The sequence below is a fragment of the Armatimonadota bacterium genome (assembly GCA_031460175.1).
Lineage (GTDB): Bacteria > Sysuimicrobiota > Sysuimicrobiia > Sysuimicrobiales > Sysuimicrobiaceae > Sysuimicrobium > Sysuimicrobium tengchongense.
The window spans coordinates 247,823-266,222 of record JAVKGW010000003.1 but is presented as its reverse complement, the minus strand read 5'-3'; the positions used below and the strand labels follow the sequence as shown (position 1 = coordinate 266,222).

The 18,400-nt window shown below is 69.5% G+C and carries 16 protein-coding genes; 10 read left to right on the top strand and 6 right to left on the bottom strand.

Going from position 1 to position 18,400, the window contains the following annotated elements; all coding sequences use genetic code 11:
- The 4 genes from QN206_06155 to recA are packed head-to-tail and all read left to right on the top strand — an operon-like array spanning nucleotide 1 to nucleotide 3,704.
- On the top strand, nucleotides 1–756 hold the full coding sequence (locus QN206_06155) for a DUF4115 domain-containing protein (protein MDR7614392.1): 756 nt from the start codon (nucleotides 1–3) through the stop codon (nucleotides 754–756).
- Complete coding sequence (locus QN206_06150) at nucleotides 746–2,005, top strand: competence/damage-inducible protein A (protein MDR7614391.1); 1,260 nt, start codon at nucleotides 746–748, stop codon at nucleotides 2,003–2,005. The genes QN206_06155 and QN206_06150 overlap by 11 nt, the downstream gene beginning before the upstream one ends.
- Entirely contained in the window at nucleotides 2,002–2,577 is a 576-nt protein-coding gene (thpR, locus tag QN206_06145; protein MDR7614390.1) for an RNA 2',3'-cyclic phosphodiesterase, read from the top strand. Before QN206_06150 ends, thpR begins: the two co-directional genes overlap by 4 nt.
- Nucleotides 2,578–2,630: 53 nt before the next feature.
- Entirely contained in the window at nucleotides 2,631–3,704 is a 1,074-nt protein-coding gene (recA, locus tag QN206_06140; protein ID MDR7614389.1) for a recombinase RecA, read from the top strand.
- A 19-nt stretch (nucleotides 3,705–3,723) separates the two neighbouring features.
- On the opposite strand, the gene acs is transcribed toward recA, so the two are convergent.
- The 6 genes from acs to QN206_06110 are packed head-to-tail and all read right to left on the bottom strand — an operon-like array spanning nucleotide 3,724 to nucleotide 11,579.
- Nucleotides 3,724–5,697, bottom strand: coding sequence for an acetate--CoA ligase (acs, locus tag QN206_06135; GenBank protein ID MDR7614388.1), 1,974 nt, complete (start codon nucleotides 5,695–5,697; stop codon nucleotides 3,724–3,726).
- A gap of 33 nt (nucleotides 5,698–5,730) precedes the next feature.
- Nucleotides 5,731–6,861, bottom strand: coding sequence for a lipid-A-disaccharide synthase-related protein (locus tag QN206_06130; GenBank protein MDR7614387.1), 1,131 nt, complete (start codon nucleotides 6,859–6,861; stop codon nucleotides 5,731–5,733).
- Entirely contained in the window at nucleotides 6,849–7,820 is a 972-nt protein-coding gene (locus QN206_06125) for a glycosyltransferase (GenBank protein MDR7614386.1), read from the bottom strand. The genes QN206_06130 and QN206_06125 overlap by 13 nt, the downstream gene beginning before the upstream one ends.
- Nucleotides 7,793–8,710: a glycosyltransferase gene (locus tag QN206_06120; protein ID MDR7614385.1), complete on the bottom strand. Its 918-nt coding sequence runs from the start codon at nucleotides 8,708–8,710 to the stop codon at nucleotides 7,793–7,795. Before QN206_06120 ends, QN206_06125 begins: the two co-directional genes overlap by 28 nt.
- 2 nt (nucleotides 8,711–8,712) lie before the next feature.
- Nucleotides 8,713–10,449, bottom strand: coding sequence for an ABC transporter ATP-binding protein (locus QN206_06115; GenBank protein ID MDR7614384.1), 1,737 nt, complete (start codon nucleotides 10,447–10,449; stop codon nucleotides 8,713–8,715).
- Nucleotides 10,446–11,579, bottom strand: coding sequence for a hypothetical protein (locus QN206_06110; protein MDR7614383.1), 1,134 nt, complete (start codon nucleotides 11,577–11,579; stop codon nucleotides 10,446–10,448). Before QN206_06110 ends, QN206_06115 begins: the two co-directional genes overlap by 4 nt.
- A 57-nt stretch (nucleotides 11,580–11,636) precedes the next feature.
- Between QN206_06110 and QN206_06105 the strand changes: the two genes are divergently transcribed.
- The 6 genes from QN206_06105 to QN206_06080 all read left to right on the top strand — a co-directional run bounded on the left by QN206_06105 (nucleotide 11,637) and on the right by QN206_06080 (nucleotide 18,386).
- Nucleotides 11,637–13,091, top strand: a complete 1,455-nt coding sequence (locus tag QN206_06105; protein ID MDR7614382.1) for a hypothetical protein — start codon at nucleotides 11,637–11,639, stop codon at nucleotides 13,089–13,091.
- Between the two features lie 48 nt (nucleotides 13,092–13,139).
- The gene (locus QN206_06100; protein MDR7614381.1) at nucleotides 13,140–14,537 is read left to right on the top strand and encodes a phosphomannomutase/phosphoglucomutase; all 1,398 of its coding nucleotides are present in this window, start codon (nucleotides 13,140–13,142) and stop codon (nucleotides 14,535–14,537) included.
- Between the two features lie 134 nt (nucleotides 14,538–14,671).
- Nucleotides 14,672–15,256, top strand: a complete 585-nt coding sequence (locus tag QN206_06095; GenBank protein ID MDR7614380.1) for an LmeA family phospholipid-binding protein — start codon at nucleotides 14,672–14,674, stop codon at nucleotides 15,254–15,256.
- Nucleotides 15,257–15,266: 10 nt separating this feature from the next.
- A complete protein-coding gene (rfbC, locus tag QN206_06090) occupies nucleotides 15,267–15,857 on the top strand; it encodes a dTDP-4-dehydrorhamnose 3,5-epimerase (GenBank protein MDR7614379.1) in 591 nt (196 codons plus the stop codon).
- Nucleotides 15,858–15,861: 4 nt separating this feature from the next.
- Nucleotides 15,862–16,785: a dTDP-4-dehydrorhamnose reductase gene (gene rfbD / locus QN206_06085; protein ID MDR7614378.1), complete on the top strand. Its 924-nt coding sequence runs from the start codon at nucleotides 15,862–15,864 to the stop codon at nucleotides 16,783–16,785.
- 62 nt (nucleotides 16,786–16,847) lie between these two features.
- Nucleotides 16,848–18,386 (top strand): ABC transporter substrate-binding protein, encoded by a 1,539-nt coding sequence (locus QN206_06080; GenBank protein MDR7614377.1) that lies wholly within the window; start codon nucleotides 16,848–16,850, stop codon nucleotides 18,384–18,386.
- Nucleotides 18,387–18,400: the final 14 nt, after the last annotated feature.

Genomic DNA, 18,400 nt, shown 5'->3' with positions numbered 1-18,400 from the left:
ATGGGCCGCCCAGCACCGCAGGCGGGGGTCGGGGAGCTCCTGCGCAGACGCCGGGAGGCCTTGGGGCTTACCCTGGAGCAGGTGCACGCGGAGCTGCGGATCCCCGTCCGGTACCTGGAGGCCCTGGAGGAGGACCGGTTCGATCTCTTCCCCGCGCCCCACTACGCCCGTGGATTCCTCCGGAGCTACGCCACGTTTCTCGGCCTGGATCCCCAACCCCTCTTGCCCCGGTGTCCCCCTTCCCTCCCGCCGAGTCCTGCTCTGACCGCCCAGGGGAGGGTACCCATCCATCCCGTGCGGCGAGAGGCCCGGTGGCGCCAGCTCTTTCGGTGGTTCCTCCTCGTGTTCCTCGCGGGGCTCGTAGCCGTGGGGTACGTAGCCTACCGGGAGGTGCGGGCTTTCCTGGAGTCTGCACCTACCCCCCCGCGACAGGCCCACCCGGTGGTCTCCCCGCCCCCTTCCCCCCAATGGACCCCGGATCTGCCCGCGCCCTTGCAACCCACCCCGGGAGTGCGGGTGACCCTGATGGCGGACGAGGTCTCCTGGATCCGGATCCTGGCGGACGACCGCCGGGTCTTCGAGGGGTTCCTCCGAAGGGGGGAGCGGAGGGAATGGACCGCCCGCCGCAGAATCCACGTGGTGCTGGGAAACGCGGGAGGGGTAAGGGTGGAGGTGAACGGCAGGGATCTGGGACGTCTGGGAGGGCCCGGAGAGGTGGTGCGTCGGACGTTCGGGGGTCAGGATGGTGCGCGCTGAGATCCTCTCCGTGGGCACTGAGCTCCTGTTGGGGCAGATTACGGATACGAACGCCACGTACCTCTGCCAGCGGCTGGCAGAGCTGGGGATCCCGGTGTACTTCCGACAGACGGTGGGGGACAACCGGGAACGGATCCAGCAGGCCTTCCGGCTCGCCGCGGGCCGAGCGGACCTCATTCTCTTCACCGGCGGCCTGGGCCCGACGGAGGACGACCTCACCAAGGAGGCGGTGGCCGAGGCCGTTGGCGTGGATCTGGTGCTGCACGAGCCCTCGTGGGCCCACATCCAGGATCTGTTGCGCAGCCGAAGCCGTCCCCTTACCCCGAACCAACAGCGGCAGGCCATGCTGCCCAGGGGAGCGAAGGCCATCCCCAACCGGTGGGGAACCGCGCCCGGGGTCCTCTGGGAGCGGGATCAGCAGATCATCGTGATGCTTCCCGGGGTCCCCCGGGAGATGCGGGGAATGTTCGAGGAGACGGTGGTGCCCTACCTGCAGGAGCGGGGATGGGCGGGGAAGGAGGTGATCCGCTCCCGGATCCTGCGGGTGGTGGGCATCGGAGAGGGAGCGCTGGAGGAGCTCATCAAGGACCTCCTCCGTTCCTCCAACCCCACCATCGCCCCCCTCGCGCACCTGGGAGAGGTCCACCTCAGGATCACGGCCCGGGGGCAGGCCGCCGAGGTGGATCGGATGCTCTCCGAGGCGGAGGCGGCCCTGCGGGAGCGGATTGACCGGTACGTGTACGGCACGGACCAGGAAACCCTGGAAGGAGCGGTGGCGAAGCTGCTGCTGGCTTCCCGGCGCACGGTGGCGGTGGCGGAGTCGTGCACGGGAGGACTCCTGGGCCACCGGCTCACCAACGTGCCCGGGAGCTCCGCGTACTTCCGGGGTGGGGTGGTGGCGTACGCGAACGAGCTCAAGCGTTCCCTGCTCGGGGTCTCCGAGGAGATCCTGCACGCGCACGGAGCGGTCTCGGAGCGGGTGGCGGAAGCGATGGCCCGGGGCGTGCGGGAGGCGTTCGCCGCGGATCTCGGGGTGGCCATCACGGGGATCGCGGGACCCTCCGGGGCCACCCCGGAAAAGCCCGTGGGGCTGGTGTACGTGGCCCTGGCGGACGGAGAAGAGATCCAGGTCCGGCGGGCCGACTTCGGACCTCAATTCGGCCGGGAGGGAATCAAGCACCTCGCTACCCAGGCCGCCCTGGACCTCCTCCGGCGCCACCTCCTGCGGACCCTGCCCCGGAAGGAGTGAGCTTGCGCCTCTTCGTGGCGGTCCCCCTCGCGGAAGGGCTCCGGGCCCGGGTGGTCCATCTCCAGCAGGCCATCGCACGAATCTGGCCGGAGGCGGATGCGCGGGTGAAGTGGGTGGAGCCCCAAAACCTCCACTTCACCCTGAAATTCCTGGGCGAGATCCCGCAGGAGCGGGTCCCGGATGTGGGAGAGGCGGTGCGGTCCGTGGCGCAGACAAAGCCCTTCGAGATCGCCGTCGGGGGTCTCGGAGCCTTCCCCAACCTGAGGACCCCACGGGTGCTCTGGGTAGGGGTCACGGAGGGAGCCGGGGACCTCGCGGCCTTGGCCCGGCGCGTGGAGGACGCCCTCTTCCGGGTCCATTTCCCCCGGGAGGTCCGTCCCTTCGAGCCCCACCTCACCATCGGCCGCATCCGGCAGGGATCGGGAGGACCTGACCTCGCGAGGGCCCTGGAACGGTCAGGGGATGCGAAAATCGGCCGGCAGCGCGTTGAGTGGGTGGTGGTGATGGAAAGCCGGCTCGGTCCAAAGGGCCCCACGTACGTGGTCCTGGAATCCGTCCGGCTCGGGGGTTGACATGCAAACATATGTTTGCTAGCCTTGAGAAAGCCGCGGGGAGGAGGGAGGCCATGAACGATCGGCAGAAGGCGTTGGACCTGGCCGTGGCCCAGATCGAGAAGCAGTTCGGCAAGGGCTCCATCATGAAGCTGGGGGAGGCCAACCAGCGGCTCACCGTGGAGGTGATCCCCACAGGGGCCATCGGGCTGGATGCGGCTTTAGGGGTGGGTGGGGTTCCCCGGGGGCGGGTGGTGGAGATCTACGGTCCGGAGGCGAGCGGGAAGACCACCCTGGCCTACCACATCATCGCGGAGGCCCAGCGGGAGGGTGGGGTGGCCGCCTTCATCGACGCGGAGCACGCCTTGGATCCCAACTACGCGCGGGCGGTGGGCGTGAACGTGGATGAGCTGCTGGTGTCTCAACCCGACAGCGGCGAGCAGGCCCTGGAGATCGCGGAGACCCTGGTTCGGTCCGGGGCCGTGGACGTGGTGGTGATCGATTCCGTGGCCGCCTTGGTGCCGAGGGCGGAGCTGGAAGGGGAGATGGGGGACGCGTTCGTGGGACTGCAGGCGCGGCTCATGAGCCAGGCGTTGCGGAAGCTCGTGGGCGCCATCAGCCGGTCCCGGTGCGTGGTGGTGTTCATCAACCAGATCCGGGAGAAGGTCGGCGTGATGTTCGGCAATCCGGAGACCACCACGGGCGGCCGGGCCCTGAAGTTCTATGCCTCCGTGCGCATGGAGATCCGCCGGACGGAGAACATCAAGAACGGCGAGGACGTCACGGGCATGCGGGCCCGGATCAAGGTGGTGAAGAACAAGGTGGCCCCGCCCTTCCGGGAGTGCGAGGTGGAGATCCTCTACGGGAAGGGGATCAGCAAGGCCGCAAGCCTCCTGGACCTCGCTGCCGCGCACGGCTTGGTGCAGAAGGTGGGGACCTGGTACAGCTACGGGGAATTGCGCCTGGGCCAGGGCCGGGACAACGCCCGGGAGTTCCTGGAGAGCAACCCGGAGCTCGCCGCGGAGCTGGAGGCCAAGCTGCGGGAAAAGATGGGGTGGAACCGGGGCCGGAGTCAGGTTCCGGAGACCCCCGTGGTGCCGGAGCCGCCAAGCCGGAACCACAAGGACATGCCCCTTCGGACGCGCTAGGCCGGGAGGGAGGAGGCCCTTACTCCTCCCTCCCCTCCGCGATGTACCGCTGCTTGATCTCCTCCACCACCTTGGGATCCGTGAGGGTGGTGGTGTCTCCCAGGGCCCTTCCCTCTGCGATGTCCCGCAGGAGCCTCCGCATGATCTTCGCGGAGCGCGTCTTCGGCAGGTCCGCGCAGAAGAAGACGTCATCGGGCCGCGCGATGGGGCTGATCTTCCGGGCCACCCATTCCCGCAGCTCCTTCCGCAAGGCATCGCTGGGCTCGTAACCGCTCCGCAGGACCACGAAGGCGGCGATGGCCTGCCCTTTTTCGGGGTGGCTGCGGCCGATGGTGGCCGCCTCCGCCACCGCGGGGTGGGCGACCAGGGCGCTCTCGATCTCGATGTTGCTGAGCCGGTGGCCGGCCACGTTCACCACGTCGTCCACCCGGCCCTGGATCCAGTAGTACCCCTCCTCGTCCCGCCGGGCCCCGTCCCCCGTGAAGTACTTTCCGGGGAACCGGCTCCAGTAGACCTGGACGTACCGGTCCGGATCTCCCCAGAAGGTGCGCAGCATCGCGGGCCACGGCCGGGTGAGGACGAGGTATCCGCCCACGTTGGGCGGGAGGGAATTGCCGTGTTCGTCCACCACGTCCGCAGCAATCCCCGGGAAGGGGAGGGTGGCGGATCCGGGCTTGGTGGTGGTGATGCCGGGAAGGGGAGTGATCAGGATCATCCCGGTTTCCGTCTGCCACCAGGTGTCCACGATGGGACACCGGGTACCGCCGATGTGCTCGTGGTACCACATCCAGGCTTCCGGATTGATGGGTTCCCCTACGGTTCCCAGCAGCCGCAGGCTTCTGAGGTCGCACCGCTTCGGGTACTCCGGCCCCCACTTCATGGCGGTGCGGATGAAGGTGGGCGAGGTGTACAGGATGTTCACCCGGTACTTCTCCACGATCCGCCAGTACCGATCCTTGTCCGGCCAGTCCGGGGCCCCTTCGTACATCACGGAGGTGGCCCCGTTGCTGAGCGGCCCGTACACGATGTAGCTGTGGCCCGTGACCCACCCGATGTCCGCGGTGCACCAGTAGTAGTCCTCCTCCTTGAGGTCGAACACCCACTTGGTGGTAAGGTGGACGCCGAGCAGATACCCGCCCGTTGTATGCAGCACCCCCTTGGGCTTCCCGGTGGTCCCGGAGGTGTACAGGATGAAGAGCGGGTGCTCGCTGTCGAGCGCTTCCACGGGGCAGTGGGGATCGGCCGCCTCCATGAGCTCGTGCCACCAGAAGTCCCGCCCGGGCGTCATGGAGACGGGGTTCCCGACCCGCCGCAGCACCACCACCTTCTCCACCGAAGGGCAGGCCTTCAGGGCCTCGTCCGCGTACTGCTTGAGGGGGACCACCTGGCCCCGCCGCCACGCCCCGTCCTGGGTGATGAGAACCTTGGCCTGGGCGTCCTGGATGCGATCCGCCAGGGCCTCCGCGCTGAACCCGCCGAACACCACGCTGTGCACAGCCCCGATGCGGGCGCAGGCCAGCATGGCGATGGGGAGCTCCGGCACCATGCCGAGGTAGACGGTGACCCGGTCCCCTTTCTGGATCCCCAGGCCCTTGAGGACGTTGCTGAACCGCTGGACCTCCCGGTGCAGGTCCTGGTAGGTGAGCACCCGGCTGTCCCCGGGTTCTCCCTCCCACACCAGGGCGGCCTTGGTGCGCCGCCACGTCTCCACGTGCCGGTCCACGCAGTTGTCGCAGGCGTTCAGTTGTCCCCCGACGAACCACTTGGCCCAGGGCGCATTCCACTCCAGGACCCGGTCCCACTTCCGGAACCACCGCAGCTCCTGCTCCGCGTACTTGGCCCAGAAGGCCTCCGGATCCCGGGCCGCCTCCTCGTAGATCCGGGGGTCGTTCACGTTGGCCCGGGCCGCGAACTCCCGCGGGGGCGCAAACCGCCGGGTCTCCTGCAACAGGGCCTGGATGGTGGCCTGGGTCTGCACGCCCGTCTGGTCCATGCGGCTCCCCCTTTCCCGTCTGAACTGGAAATCCTAAATTCTATCCTCCGTCTGTCCCCTCCTGCTCACGAGCCAGGCTGCCAGGCCCTCCGCGGCCCCCGGAGGGCCCATCCGCGCCCGTCCCACCTCCCCGCGTCTTGCCCGTTCCTCGGGATCCGCCAGCAGCCGCAGCACGGCCCGGGCCGCCTCTTCCGGCCCCTCCGCGGGCACCAGGGCCTCCCCCAGGAGCCTCGCCTGCAGCGCCAGGAACTTCCGGGTGAACTGGGGGCCGGGGCCCGGAAGGGCCACCACGGGTTTCCCGAGCCCCGCCGCCTGCTCGTTCGCGGTGCCGCTCATGCCCAGCACCACCGTGGCCTGCCGCACCGCGTCCGCGAAGGATCGGGTAAGCCGTACCCGTACCCCCCGATAGGCCATCTGGCCCTCGAGGAGCTCCGCGCCCGCGGCCCGGGCGAGGGAGGCGGGGTCCACGGTCGGGGAGAGGGCGCACAGCCAGCGGACCTCCCGGTGGACGGCGGCCACGCGGGCGGCGGTCTGGAGGAGCAGGCGGAAGTTTACGGGGGCATCCCGTCGGCTCCCCGGAAGCAGCAGCACCACGGGTTCGTCGGGGGCGTATTCGAACGCCTCCTTCCCGAACTCCAGGCAGTCCATCATCAGGTTCCCCACGCACACGGCCGCAAGCCCCGCCTTCCGATAGCGCTCCGCGGTGAGGGGATCCCGCGGAAAGGAGACGCGGGCCCACCGTCGGATCAGGAGGAGCTCCCACGGTTGGTGGGGCTCGCTGTACTCGGATTTGGCCGTGGGGACGTAGACGGGGCGGATGCCCGTGGCCGCGGCCATCCACAGGCAGAAGAGATCCCCGATGGCCACCGCCTCGTCGCACGTCCCGTGCTGCCTCCGCAGGGTGCGGCGTTGCGCCAGGGTGAGGGAGATCCATCCGGCCCGCAAGTCCTCCCATGCCTCCCGCCAGCCCGTCCGGAATCCGAAGCCTGCGGTGGGCAGGGTGCGGCGGGGATCCAGCACCGGGACGCCCACGGCCTGGTAGGCGTGTCCCAAGCCCACGAGAGGGTACGCCAGGACTTCCGCTCCGTACCTCCGGAGGGCGCGGCCCAGGACCGCCCCCATGGCGTCCTCCCCGTACCCGTTGGAGACCATCAGGATGCGCATCCGGCAGATCCCTCCCGCAGGGCCTGCCAGACCCCTTCGTAGTAGGCATGCCAGAGGAGGTGCGCGTAGCACTCGTTGGCCACCGCGAGCCACAGCTTCCGCGCGGCCCCGGTGGCGGAAAGGAGTCTTCGTTCCGTGCGCTCGAGGACCTTGCGGATCCAGGGGGTGAGGACGCCGCTCCGGTACACGAGCCACTTCAGGGGGAGCAGGGCGGGGTGCAGCTCCAGGAACAGACCGAGCCCCAGGGGACGGCGGTATTTGTTCCAGAAGTACACGGCCCCCCGACCGGCTTCCACCAGCTTGCGCCGTGCGCCCTCCAGGTCCTCCACGTGGTAATGCCAGGTCACCGCCCGGGGTTCCCAGTGGATGCGGACCCCGCTGCGTCGTAGGCGCACGCCCAGCTCGATGTCCTCCCACCCGTACCCTGAGAAGGCCTCATCGAACCCTCCCACCCGCCAGAAGTCCTCCGCCCCCACGGAGAAGTTGCGGGTGATGACGTGGTAGGGGGAGAGGTTCTGGGGACGGCGGGGTGTGAGGTCCGGGAACATCTCCTTGACTTCCATGAAGGGGTTCACCTGGGCCTGGGGGTGCGTGCGGCTGGGGCCCTGCACCGCCACGCGGTAGCCCTTTCGGTAGTGGGCGGCGTGGGCCCCGAGGAGGCCGTCTTCCGCCCACACGTCCGCGTCCAGGAACAGGAGGACCTGCCATCTGGCCTCCCGCGCGCCGCGGTTTCGGGCCGCGGCCCGACCCGCGTTCGGCTGCCGGATGTAGCGGAGCTGAACCCAATCCGCCCAGCGGGATGCCACCTCCGGCGTCCCGTCCGTGCTCCCGTCGTCCACCACGATGACTTCGTAGGCGTCCTTGGGGTAGTCCTGGCGGGCGAGGTGCTCCAGGGTCGTCCCCAGCACGGACGCGCAGTTGTAGGCGGGGATCACCACGCTGATGCGGACCGGTTCCATGCGGCCGTCCACTCCCGGCTCAGGGTCTGAAGGTAGTGGCGGTTGAGGACGCCTCGGAGGAGCAGGTACTTCCGCGCGGGGGAGAGGTGGGAGAGCTGGAGGAGCTGGCGCAGGCGGTCCCCGTCCACGTGTCCGCCCTGGGTCATGAGGAAGGCGAGGGCGCGGTGCAGGGGGGTGTGCTGCACCGCCCACCGGGTGCGCCATCCGGGCCGCTTCCGCAACAGCCGTACCGCCATCCTCGCCCGTTCCTCCTCCTTCCGGAAGAGGTGTTCCAGGGATTGGGGATCCGGAAGGGGCTGGTAGTGGTAGGCGAGGGCGCGGCGGCGGTACACCCGCCGGAGTCCGAGCCGGGCAAGCCGCGTGCCCAACTCGAAGTCCTCCCACCCGTACTCCCGGAAGTCCTCATCGAACCCGCCGGCTTCCAGGAGGTCCTCCCGGCGCACGGAGGCGTTTGCGGTGTCCAGAAACGCCGGGGAAGGGTCCCGCAGATAGGGCGGGTTGCGGAGGGGGTCCTCCAGGTGCTCCGTCAGCAAAAGCGGTCCCCGGCCCACGGCCCGAAGGCGGTGCGCGTGGATTTCCGCGTGGGCCGCCAGGAACTCGGGGACCACGAAGACGTCGCTGTCCACGAAGACCACCACCTCTCCCCGCGCGGCGGCGATTCCTCGGTTTCGGGCCGCGGCCCGGCCGAGGTTCCGCGGTTGCCGGAGCAGCCGCACCTGTAGGCCTCCCCGGAAGGAATCCACCACAGGCCGGAGATCTTCCTCGGATCCGTCATCCACCACGATCACCTCGTAGCGGTCCGGCGGAAGGGTTTGGCGGCTCAGGCAGCGTAGGCACACCTCCAGCACCCTCGACCGGTTGTGGGCGGGGATCACCACGGACAGATCCATGGCTAGGAGCCCGAAACCGGGGCGGTCGGCAGTTGTCCCTGCGCGAGGGCCCGGAAGAGCCCTCCGGCCCTCATGAGCTCCTCGTAGGCCCCCTCCTCCACGATGCGCCCCTCCTGCAGCACCAGGATGCGATCCACCTCCTGCACCGTGCTCAGCCGGTGGGCGATCACCAGGACCGTGCGTCCCCGGAAGAGCTGTTGGAGGGCCTGCCGGATCGCAGCCTCCGCCTCCGCGTCGAGTTGGCTCGTGGCCTCGTCCAGCACGATGATCTCGGGATCCAGCAGGAGGGCCCGGGCGATGGCCAGGCGCTGCCGCTGCCCCCCGGACAAGTTCTGGCCCGCCTCTGAGAGGGGCGTATCGTAACCATGGGGGAGCGCCCGGATGAATTCGTCCGCATGGGCGACCTGCGCCGCCCGGATCACCTCCTCCAGGGTCGCCTGCGGCCTTCCGTAGGCGATGTTCTCCCGCACGGTGCCCGCGAAGAACACGGGGTCTTGAGGCACGTATCCGATGCGGGATCTCAGGGAGGCGGTACGTACCTCCCGCAGGTCTACCCCCCCGATGGTCACCCGGCCCCGGGTGGGGTCGTAAAACCGCAGGAGCAGGTTCACCACGGAGGTCTTGCCCGCGCCGCTCGGCCCCACTAGGGCCACCCGTTCTCCCTGCCGGATCCGGAAGCTCACCCCCCGCAGGGCCCACCGCCCGGGTTCGTACGCGAGCCACACGTCCTCGTACACGATGTCCCCCGCGGGCCGGGGGAGGTCCCGGGCGCCGGGAGGGTCCACGTACACCGGGACCCGCAGCACCTCCTCGATGCGGTCCAGGGCCGCCTGGGCCTGCTTCAGGTTCGCGTACACGCGGGTGAGGTTTATGCCCGGCTCGATGGCCAAGGCCACGTACGCGATGAAGGCCACGAGGCTTCCCGGCGTCATCCACCCGGAGGCCACAAGCCGACCCCCGATCCACAGGAACCCCACGAGTCCCAAGGCCGTGGCCATGGTGACCGCGCACACCTCCCAGGCCACAAGCCGGCTCATCCGGAGCTGCTGCCGCACGAGCCGTGCGTTCTCCTCCGAGAACCGGGCCTCCTCCCGTCCCTCCTGCACGAAGGCCCGGACCACCCGGGCGCCCGTCACCGCGTCCCGCATCCGGTTCGCCAGCTCCGCCACCTGCTGCTGGGCCCGGGCGCTGGTGCGCTGGATCTGAACCCCGAAGTGGCGGGCCAGCAGGGCCACCGCGGGCAGGATGGCCAGGGTGAGGGCCGCGAGTCGCCACTCCAGCACGAACAGCATGGTCACGGTCCCCGAGAGGGTGACCAGGGTGCCTGCGAGGTCCACGATGCCCACCAGGAGGTGGGTGTGCACCAGCTGCGTGTCCGAGAGGGAGCGGCTCAGAACCTCCCCGCTGTGCCAAGCCCCCACCCGCTCCACGGGCCATCTCAGCAGGGAGGAGAAGATGCGGCCACGCAGCGCCGCGGTGGCCCGATGCGCGAAGGCGAAGTTGGCGTAGATGCTTCCGTACAGGAAGACGGTCCGCAGGGCCAACACCCCCAGCACCCACAGCCCCGCCCGCTCGATGAGATGGACTTCCGCACGGGCCACGAGCTGGTCGATGGTTTGGCCGAACACGTAGGGGACCACCAGGCCCAGGGCCGTCACCACGAGGACGCACCCCATCGCCACCGCCAACAGGCCGACCTGGGATCGGATGGCGTCCCGGAGGAGGGGGGAGAGCCTCATGCGATCCTCTCCGCGATCCGCCGGGCGATCCGCTCCGCCGCACCGGGCGCATAGGGGAAGTGCGCGCGCAGAGCTTGCTGCATCCGGGCCCGGCGCGCACCGTCCCGAAGCAGATCCACCACCCGCTGAACTACGACCTCCACGGGGGCGTCTCCCACCACCTCCTCCACGATCCGCGCGCCCGCGAGGCGATTCGGGAGCGCCACGAGCCGGGGCGTGCGGAAATGCCTGCGCACCGCGGCGGCCTTCAGGGCCCGGCCCGCGAGCGGGATCCGCCCCACCCACTCCAGGAGACCCTCGAGGGGCAGCCGGGCGGGGTCATAGAGGGGCAGCCACACCACCATGGGGGTGTGCAGGTACGCCAGCTCCAGGTTGCTGGACCCGGGGATGGTGAGGGCCAGGGCCGCCCGGCGGTACGCCCGCAGGCGCTCCTCCTCCGGGAGGATCCGGATCCCGCGGTCCGGGAGAAGGCCTTCCAGAAGTCCCGGGGGCAGGAACGGAGAGGCCGCCATGGCCACCTCCACGTCCCGATGTACGCGGCGTACGAGCTCCCCGATCCGCGCCATGACGGGCGCCAGATCCCGGACGAGGGAGGGGCGGGAGCCGGGGAGCAGGAGCAGGAGGCGATCCCGCTCCGCGAGGTCGTCCCCCTCCTCCGGGGAAAGACCGGCCGCGAGGGCATCCACCCGCAGCTCCCCCACAGCTTCCACCTTCCCCTCCGGGACGCCGAGCGCGACGAGCCGGCGGGCGACGCCCTCCGTGGGAGTCCCGATCCAGACAAATGCCCGGTGCCGGGAGGCGATGAGGGTGCGCTCCGTGTAGGCGAAGACCGGGCACCGCGCCCGACGGCCGAACCGCACCGCGTACCACAGGTCTCCGCCCAGGTGCACCACCCCGTCCACCCGGAGGGACCCCACTCCCAGACTCAGCCGGACGCATGATCCGGGGTCCAGCACCTCCTCAAAGAGGCCGGTCCTGCGGGCTACCTCTGCCTCCCGCCCCGTGGCGTACTGGCAGGGCAGAAGACCGAGACGGACCGTGACCCCGCCTACCCGTCGGAGGGCCCGGGCCACGGGGAGAGCCCAGCCCCACAGCTCGCCGGGCCCGTTGCTGACCAGTAGAACTTCCACGCGGCCATTATAGGCAACGGAGGAAGCCGGTGGCCCCGAGGCGAATCCCTGGGATTCGTGCGGTGGGCGTGGGCCGCCCTCTTCGTGCTCGTGCTCGCCCGCGGGATCGCCGCGGCACAGGATGAGCTAGTTCTGGAGGCGGACCGCATCCTGTACGATACCACCGCCCGCACCCTGGAGGCCACAGGAGACGTGCGGATCCGGTACCGCGATGTGCGACTGCGGGCGGAGGAGGCGCGGGCGGACCTGAACCGAGGGGAAATCCTGGTGCGGGGGCGCGTGGTCCTTGAGCAGGCGGGCAGAAGGCTGGCTGCGCAGAGCCTTCGCTACGACCTCCGCACGGGCCGTGCCACCGTCACGGGGATGCGGGGTGTGCTCGATGGGATCTACTACGCGGCGCGGGAGGCGACCCTTCAGGGGAACGTCCTGCGGGCCCTGGAGGCGCTCGCCACCGTGTGCGACCCCGCCGCTCCGCTCCTGCGGATTACGGCCCAGCGGATCCTCCTCGTTCCCGGGGAGCGACTGGTGGCGGAGGGTGCGAGTCTGTGGGGGGGACAGGCGCGCCTGGTGCACCTCGGCCGGGTGGAGATCCCTCTGGGGGAGCGTCCCCTGGAACGCCTCGCGGAACACCTTCCCCGACCGGAAGCAGGCTACGAGGCGGCTTCGGGGCCCTGGGTGGCCCTCCGGTATCCGTACCGGGCCGGGGACCTTGTGGGGGAAGCCTACCTCCGGTACAACGCATCGCTGGGGTGGGAAGGGAACGGCCGTCTTCGGTACCCTGCGTGGGGCCTGGAGCTGGTGGCCGGAACCCTCCGGGACGAGGAGAACCGGCTCTACGACGCCCTGCAACTCCAGTATGCGTCCCAAGCGGTGCGGCTGTCTTCTTCCGCGGCCCTCCACGCGACCTTCCTGGCCGGGACCTATCGGGAACGTGCCACGGGCGCGGAGGCGCCGAAGATCGAAGGTGCCCTGCGCCTGGTGGCGGAGCCGTTGCGGATTCTTCCCCGTGCCCTCTTGGACCTCACCGCCTCCCTCCGGGCCGCCCTCTACCCGGACCGTTCCCTGGTGGTGCCCACGGTACGTCTCGGGCTTGCCCGCCCCCTGGACGAGCGCTCCACGGTGATGGCCTCCTACACGCGGACGGATCTCTTGGGGAGGAGCCCGTTTCTCTTCGACGTCCCGGACCGCACGGAGGAGGTTTTTCTGGGCTACGCGTACCGCACACCGGCCTTCCACGCCTCCGCCGGCGTGGCGTACGACCTCGTGCCCGGACACCTCAAGCTCCGGGCGGACGGGGGCGCGGAGATGTGGCGAGGGTGGGAGATCCGGGTCTCCGGAGTCTACAACGCGACCCTCTCCGCATTCGAGGATCTCGACATCCGCGTGGGCACCCGGTGTGACTGCCTGTCTGTCTCCGTCACCTACCGGGTGGCCCGCAAAGAGGTGTTCCTGGGGTTCGCTCTCCGGCCATCTCCGGCCCTTCCCGCCGCGGCCCCCCTCCCTCTGGAGTGAGGGAGGCCGCTGTTAGAATTGAGGAAGGAGCGGTGCAGGAGGGCAGGCATGACGGTTCCACCCCGCATCTTCCGGGAGTACGACATCCGGGGCGTGTTCGGTGAGGATCTCACGCTGGAAGGGGCTGCCGCCATCGCCCGGGCCTATGCCCGCTTCCTGGCGGAACGGGGAGTCCGAGAGGTCGTGGTGGGCCACGACAACCGCACCTCCTCCCCCGTGCTCCGGGACGCGGTGGTGGAAGCCCTGGTCCGCTCCGGGTGCGCGGTCACGGACATCGGGATGGTGACCACCCCGGTGTTCTACTTCGCCCGGGTGCATCTCGGGATCGACGGGGGGATCATGGTCACCGCGAGCCACAACCCTCCGGAGTACAACGGGTTCAAGCTGGCCCACGGGTTCGGCACCCTGTACGGTCCGGAGATCCAGGAGATCCGGCGGCTCGTGGAAGCCCAGGCGGGCGTGGAGGGGAGAGGAAGCGTGCGCGTGGTGGACGTGAAGCCCGCCTACCGGCAGATGCTGCGGGAGAAGATCCGGCTCGGGCCGCGGCGACCGCGGGTGGTGCTGGACTGCGGGAACGGCACCGCGAGCGTCATCGCCCCTCAAGCCCTGCAGGACCTGGGGGTGGAGATCATCCCCCTGTACTGCGAGAGCGATCCCACCTTCCCCCACCACCACCCGGACCCCATCGATCCCCGCAACCTCCGGGACCTCATCCAGACCGTTCTCCGGGAAGGGGCGGATGTGGGCATCGGGCTGGATGGGGACGGGGACCGGATCGGGGTGGTGGACGAGCGGGGACGGATCGTGTGGGGGGATCAACTCATGATCCTGTACTGGCGGGAGATCCTCCCCAAGCATCCCGGGGCCGTGGCCCTCATCGAGGTGAAGTGCAGCCAGGCCCTGGTGGAGGAGGTGGAGCGGCTGGGGGGCCGGCCCCTTTTTTACAAGACCGGGCACTCCGTCATCAAGGCGAAGATGCGGGAGATCGGGGCGGTGTTCGCGGGCGAGATGAGCGGCCACATGTTCTTCGCGGACGAGTACTACGGGTACGACGACGCGGTGTACGCCGCCGCGCGGCTCCTGCGCATCCTCTCCCATACGGAGAAGCCCCTGTCGGAGCTGCTGGGCGACATCCCTCGCTATTCCGTGACGCCCGAGATCCGGGTGACCTGCCCGGACGAGCGCAAGTTCGAGGTGGTGGGAGAACTGGTGCGGCGCTTCAAGCAGCGATATCCCGTGGTGGACGTGGACGGCGCCCGGGTGATCTTCCCGGATGGGTGGGGATTGGTCCGGGCCAGCAACACCCAGCCCGTGCTGGTGGTCCGGGCGGAGGGGAAGACCCCGGAGGCGCTCGAGCGGATCAAGGGGATCCTGGAGGAGGCCCTGCGGGCCTTTCCGGAGTGCGGCCCCATCGACTGGCTGGAGACCGCGGCGGGGGTCGGGTGATCGGAAGGGGGCGGTGGGCCCACGGCCCATCGGTCTTTGGGCTCCTCCTGATGCTCTGGAGCGTCGCCGCGCCGGCAGGAGGCGCGGAGGGGGCTCTTCGCGGTGCGTTTGCGGATCTGCTGGGAGGCCCGCCCGTGCTTCGCCTGGAGGCCGTCCCGGACCTCCAGGAGGGGATGTACGCCCGGATCTCCCTGTACGCTCAGCGGGCCCGCATCGCGGGCCTCCTAGTGGACCACCTCTGGGTGCGGTTACGGGGGATCACCTTGGATCCCGAGGGGCTAAGGCGGGGGAGACTCCGAATCCTCGCCCAGCGCGACGCGGCCCTGCACGCCCTGGTGGGCCTCCGCAGCCTCGAGGAGTTCCTGGCGCGGAACCCGGATGTGGAGGAGGTCCGTCTCGAGTACCACCGGGGTCTCATCGCGGGCCAGGGGGTCCTCCGGATGAGGGGGATGCCCGTGCGGGTGGGGATGGTGGTGGGGTTCGAGGCCCTGGGGACCCCGGCGGTCTTCGTCCGGGTGCACGCCCTCCGGGTGAACGGCGTGCCTCTCCCCGCTCCCGTGGTCGAGGAGTTCGAGCGCCGGATCAACCCCCTTCTGGACATGGCGGAATGGCCCGTGTCCTTCCGCATCCGGTCCGTGCGCATCACCTCCACGCACGTGGTGCTCACCACCCTGCGGCATCCCGCCGACCCCTGTGACTTCTGCCAGATGCCGCCCTGAGAGGAGCGGGATGCCCTTCGTCTTCCTTCCCCTGGAGATCCCGGATGTGGTCCTGATCCGGGCCCGGGCCTTCCCGGACGCACGCGGGTTCTTCCTGGAAACCTACCGGAGGTCGGAGTTCGAACGCCACGGGATCCCGGTGACCTTCGTGCAGGACAACTTCTCCCGCTCCGTCCGGCGGGGAATCCTGCGGGGATTGCACTACCAGAAGGCTCCCAGGGCCCAGGGGAAGCTGGTGATGGTGCTCCGGGGGGCGATCTACGATGTGGCGGTGGACATCCGCCGGGGCTCACCCACCTACGGCCGGTGGGTGGCGGTGACCCTCTCCGAGCAGGAGCACACCATGCTGTACGTGCCTCCTGGGTTCGCGCACGGATTCTGCGTGCTGAGCGAGGGCGCGGACGTCCTGTACAAGTGCACGGAGGAGTACGATCCCGCCCTGGACCGAGGCATCCGGTGGGACGACCCGGACCTGGGCATCCCTTGGCCGGTGAAGGATCCCCTGCTCTCCGAGAAGGACCGGGCATGGCCGCCCCTGCGGGAGGCGGACCACAACTTCGTGTACGGGTTCCCCCGTGGTCTCCCGGCGGGAGGAGGGTAGACGGGTGAAGCGGGTGGTGGTCATCGGAGCCACGGGGCAGCTGGGACGCGAGGTGGTTCGGGCCCTCCGGGAGGCGGGGGCGTGCCCCATCGGTCTCGGGCACGGGGAGGTGGAATGCGCGGATCCCGCCTCGGTGGCGGAGGCGATCCTCCCCCTGCGTCCGGAGGCGGTGGTGAACTGCGCGGCCTACGTGCGGGTGGACGAGTGCGAGGACCGCCCGGACGTGGCGTTCCGGGTGAACGCCCTGGGCGCCCTGAACGTGGCCCGGATGTGTCGGGAGGTGCAGGCCCGTTGCGTGTACCTGAGCACGGACTACGTCTTCGATGGCGGGAAAGCGGACCCCTACGGGGAGGAGGATCCGCCGAATCCCATCAACGTGTACGGAGCCTCCAAGCTGGCCGGGGAGTATCTCGTGCGCCAGACCTGCCCGGACGCCCTCATCGTGCGGGTAGCGAGCCTGTTCGGGGGAAGCGGGGCCCGAACGAAGGGCGGCAACTTCGTGCTCTCCGTGTTGGAACGCGCCCGGCGCGGGGAGCCCCTGCAGGTGGTGACGGACGTCCGGATGTCCCCGACCTACGCGGTGGACGCGGCCCGGGCCCTGGTGGACCTCCTGCGTCGGGGGGCGGGAGGGGTGTTTCACGTGGTGAACGACGGGTCGTGCACCTGGTACGACCTCGCCTGCCAGGTCCTGGTCCTGTTGGGGTACAGGGCAACCGTGCAGCCCGTCCCTCAGGCCCTCTACCCCACGCGGGCACGGCGTCCGGCGAACTCCGCCCTCTCCACGGCCAAACTGAAAGCTTTAGGGATCCGCATGCGGCCCTGGGAAGAGGCCCTCTCGGAGTACCTCGCCGCCCTCCGCACCTCCGGGATCCCCCTTCCCGCCGCCCCGGATGCCGAAGACGAGGAGGAAACCCGGGAGGGCTCGTAGAAAACATCAGGACGGAGAAGATGTTGACAGCTCTGATTACAAATTGCAGGGGGTGAGGGTAGATGCATCGGTCCTGGAAGGTGGCTCTCGGCCTCCTCCTGGTTTTGAGCCTTGGCTTGGCCGGGGTTGCGGGGCCCGCGGAGCAGAAGCAGCGGGGAGGGGTCATCCGGATCGCGGAACCTCCCGCGGGCGGTCCCATCGGGGTTCCGTGGCTCATGCCCATCTTCGGGATCCTGCCGGCCATCCCGGTCTACGAGACCCCGGTGTTCGTGGACGCGTGGAACCGGGTGTACCCCCGGCTGGCAGAGCGGTGGGAGGTGGCCCCGGACCGCAAGGCGTTGATCTTGCGGCTGCGCCGGGGCGTGCTCTTTCAAGACGGCACGGAGATGACCGCGGAGGCGGTGAAGTTCAACCTGGACCATCAGATCGAGGTCAAGCGGCTGCCCTCGTACATCCAGTCCGTGGATGTGTTGGACCGGTACACGGTACGCCTGAACCTCTCCCGGTGGGACAACGGCATCTACCTGGCCCTCTCGGGGAGCGGGGCCCTCATCGCTTCCCCCACCACCATCCGTCGGATGGGCGTGGAGCGGGCCCAATGGCAACCCGTGGGCACCGGTCCTTTCCGGATCACCCGGTACGATCCGAACGCGTATGCGGATTTCGTCCGGTTCGATCGGTACTGGGATCGCCCCAAGCCGTATCTGGACCGCATCGAGCTCCGGTTCTTCGGCCAGGCGGAGCCCCTGACCATCCAGGCGGCCCTCCTCGCGGGACAGCTGGACGTGGCACGGTTCGCGGATCCCCAGATCGTTAACCAGCTCCGGCAGACGGGAAAGTTCGACGTCATCACCGGACCTCCCTCCCGGGCCATCCTGATGTTGATTCCGGACAGCGCGAATCCGGATTCCCCGTTCGCGGATCCCCGGGTGCGGGAGGCCGTGGGGTACGCCTTGGACCGGGAGGGCCTCGCCCGGGTGCTGGGGGCCGGCCTCGGAGAGCCATGGAACCAGATCGTCCCTCCGGGAACGCCTGCCGTCCTCAACGACTACCGGGGAACCACGTACAATCCACAGCGGGCCCGGGAGCTGCTGGCCCAGGCAGGATATCCCAACGGGTTCAGCACGCGGCTGATCGTGGCGTTCTACCTCCAGCGGGACGTGGGGGTTGCCTTGCAGCAGGCCCTCCAGCAGGTGGGGATCCGGGCGGAGCTGGAGCTGCCGCAGATCGGCCGCTACGTGGAGTACCAGCGGAAGGGCTGGCGGGGGCTCCTGGTGCATCTCTACGGCTACTTCCCGAACATCAACAGCTACATCGGGTTCTACCTCTCGGACACCGCGGCGGAGGTGTGGGCCAGCCTGAAACGCCCGGAGGGGCTCCAGAAGCTCCTGGAGGAATCCGCGGGGACGTTGACCCCGCAGCGCCACAAGCTCCAGCAGCTCCACCGGATGCTGCTCCAGGATCACACCGTGATCCCCGTGTACACCCATCCCGGAGCCGCGGTGGTGGTCCGGAAGGGGATCCGGGACACCGGACACCTGCAGGGGGCCACCTGGCCGTTCTGGAAGCCCGCGGAGGCGTGGATCAGTCGGCAACCGTAACCGAGGAGGTTCCC

Excerpts from the sequence above, each read along its gene's own strand:
- QN206_06155 (MDR7614392.1), top strand. The coding sequence starts at position 1 with ATGGGCCGCCCAGCACCGCAGGCGGGGGTCGGGGAGCTCCTGCGCAGA.
- recA (MDR7614389.1), top strand. The coding sequence starts at position 2,631 with ATGAACGATCGGCAGAAGGCGTTGGACCTGGCCGTGGCCCAGATCGAG.
- acs (MDR7614388.1), bottom strand. The coding sequence starts at position 5,697 with ATGGACCAGACGGGCGTGCAGACCCAGGCCACCATCCAGGCCCTGTTG.
- QN206_06130 (MDR7614387.1), bottom strand. The coding sequence starts at position 6,861 with ATGCGCATCCTGATGGTCTCCAACGGGTACGGGGAGGACGCCATGGGG.
- QN206_06125 (MDR7614386.1), bottom strand. The coding sequence starts at position 7,820 with ATGGAACCGGTCCGCATCAGCGTGGTGATCCCCGCCTACAACTGCGCG.
- QN206_06120 (MDR7614385.1), bottom strand. The coding sequence starts at position 8,710 with ATGGATCTGTCCGTGGTGATCCCCGCCCACAACCGGTCGAGGGTGCTG.
- QN206_06115 (MDR7614384.1), bottom strand. The coding sequence starts at position 10,449 with ATGAGGCTCTCCCCCCTCCTCCGGGACGCCATCCGATCCCAGGTCGGC.
- QN206_06100 (MDR7614381.1), top strand. The coding sequence starts at position 13,140 with ATGACGGTTCCACCCCGCATCTTCCGGGAGTACGACATCCGGGGCGTG.
- rfbC (MDR7614379.1), top strand. The coding sequence starts at position 15,267 with ATGCCCTTCGTCTTCCTTCCCCTGGAGATCCCGGATGTGGTCCTGATC.
- QN206_06080 (MDR7614377.1), top strand. The coding sequence starts at position 16,848 with ATGCATCGGTCCTGGAAGGTGGCTCTCGGCCTCCTCCTGGTTTTGAGC.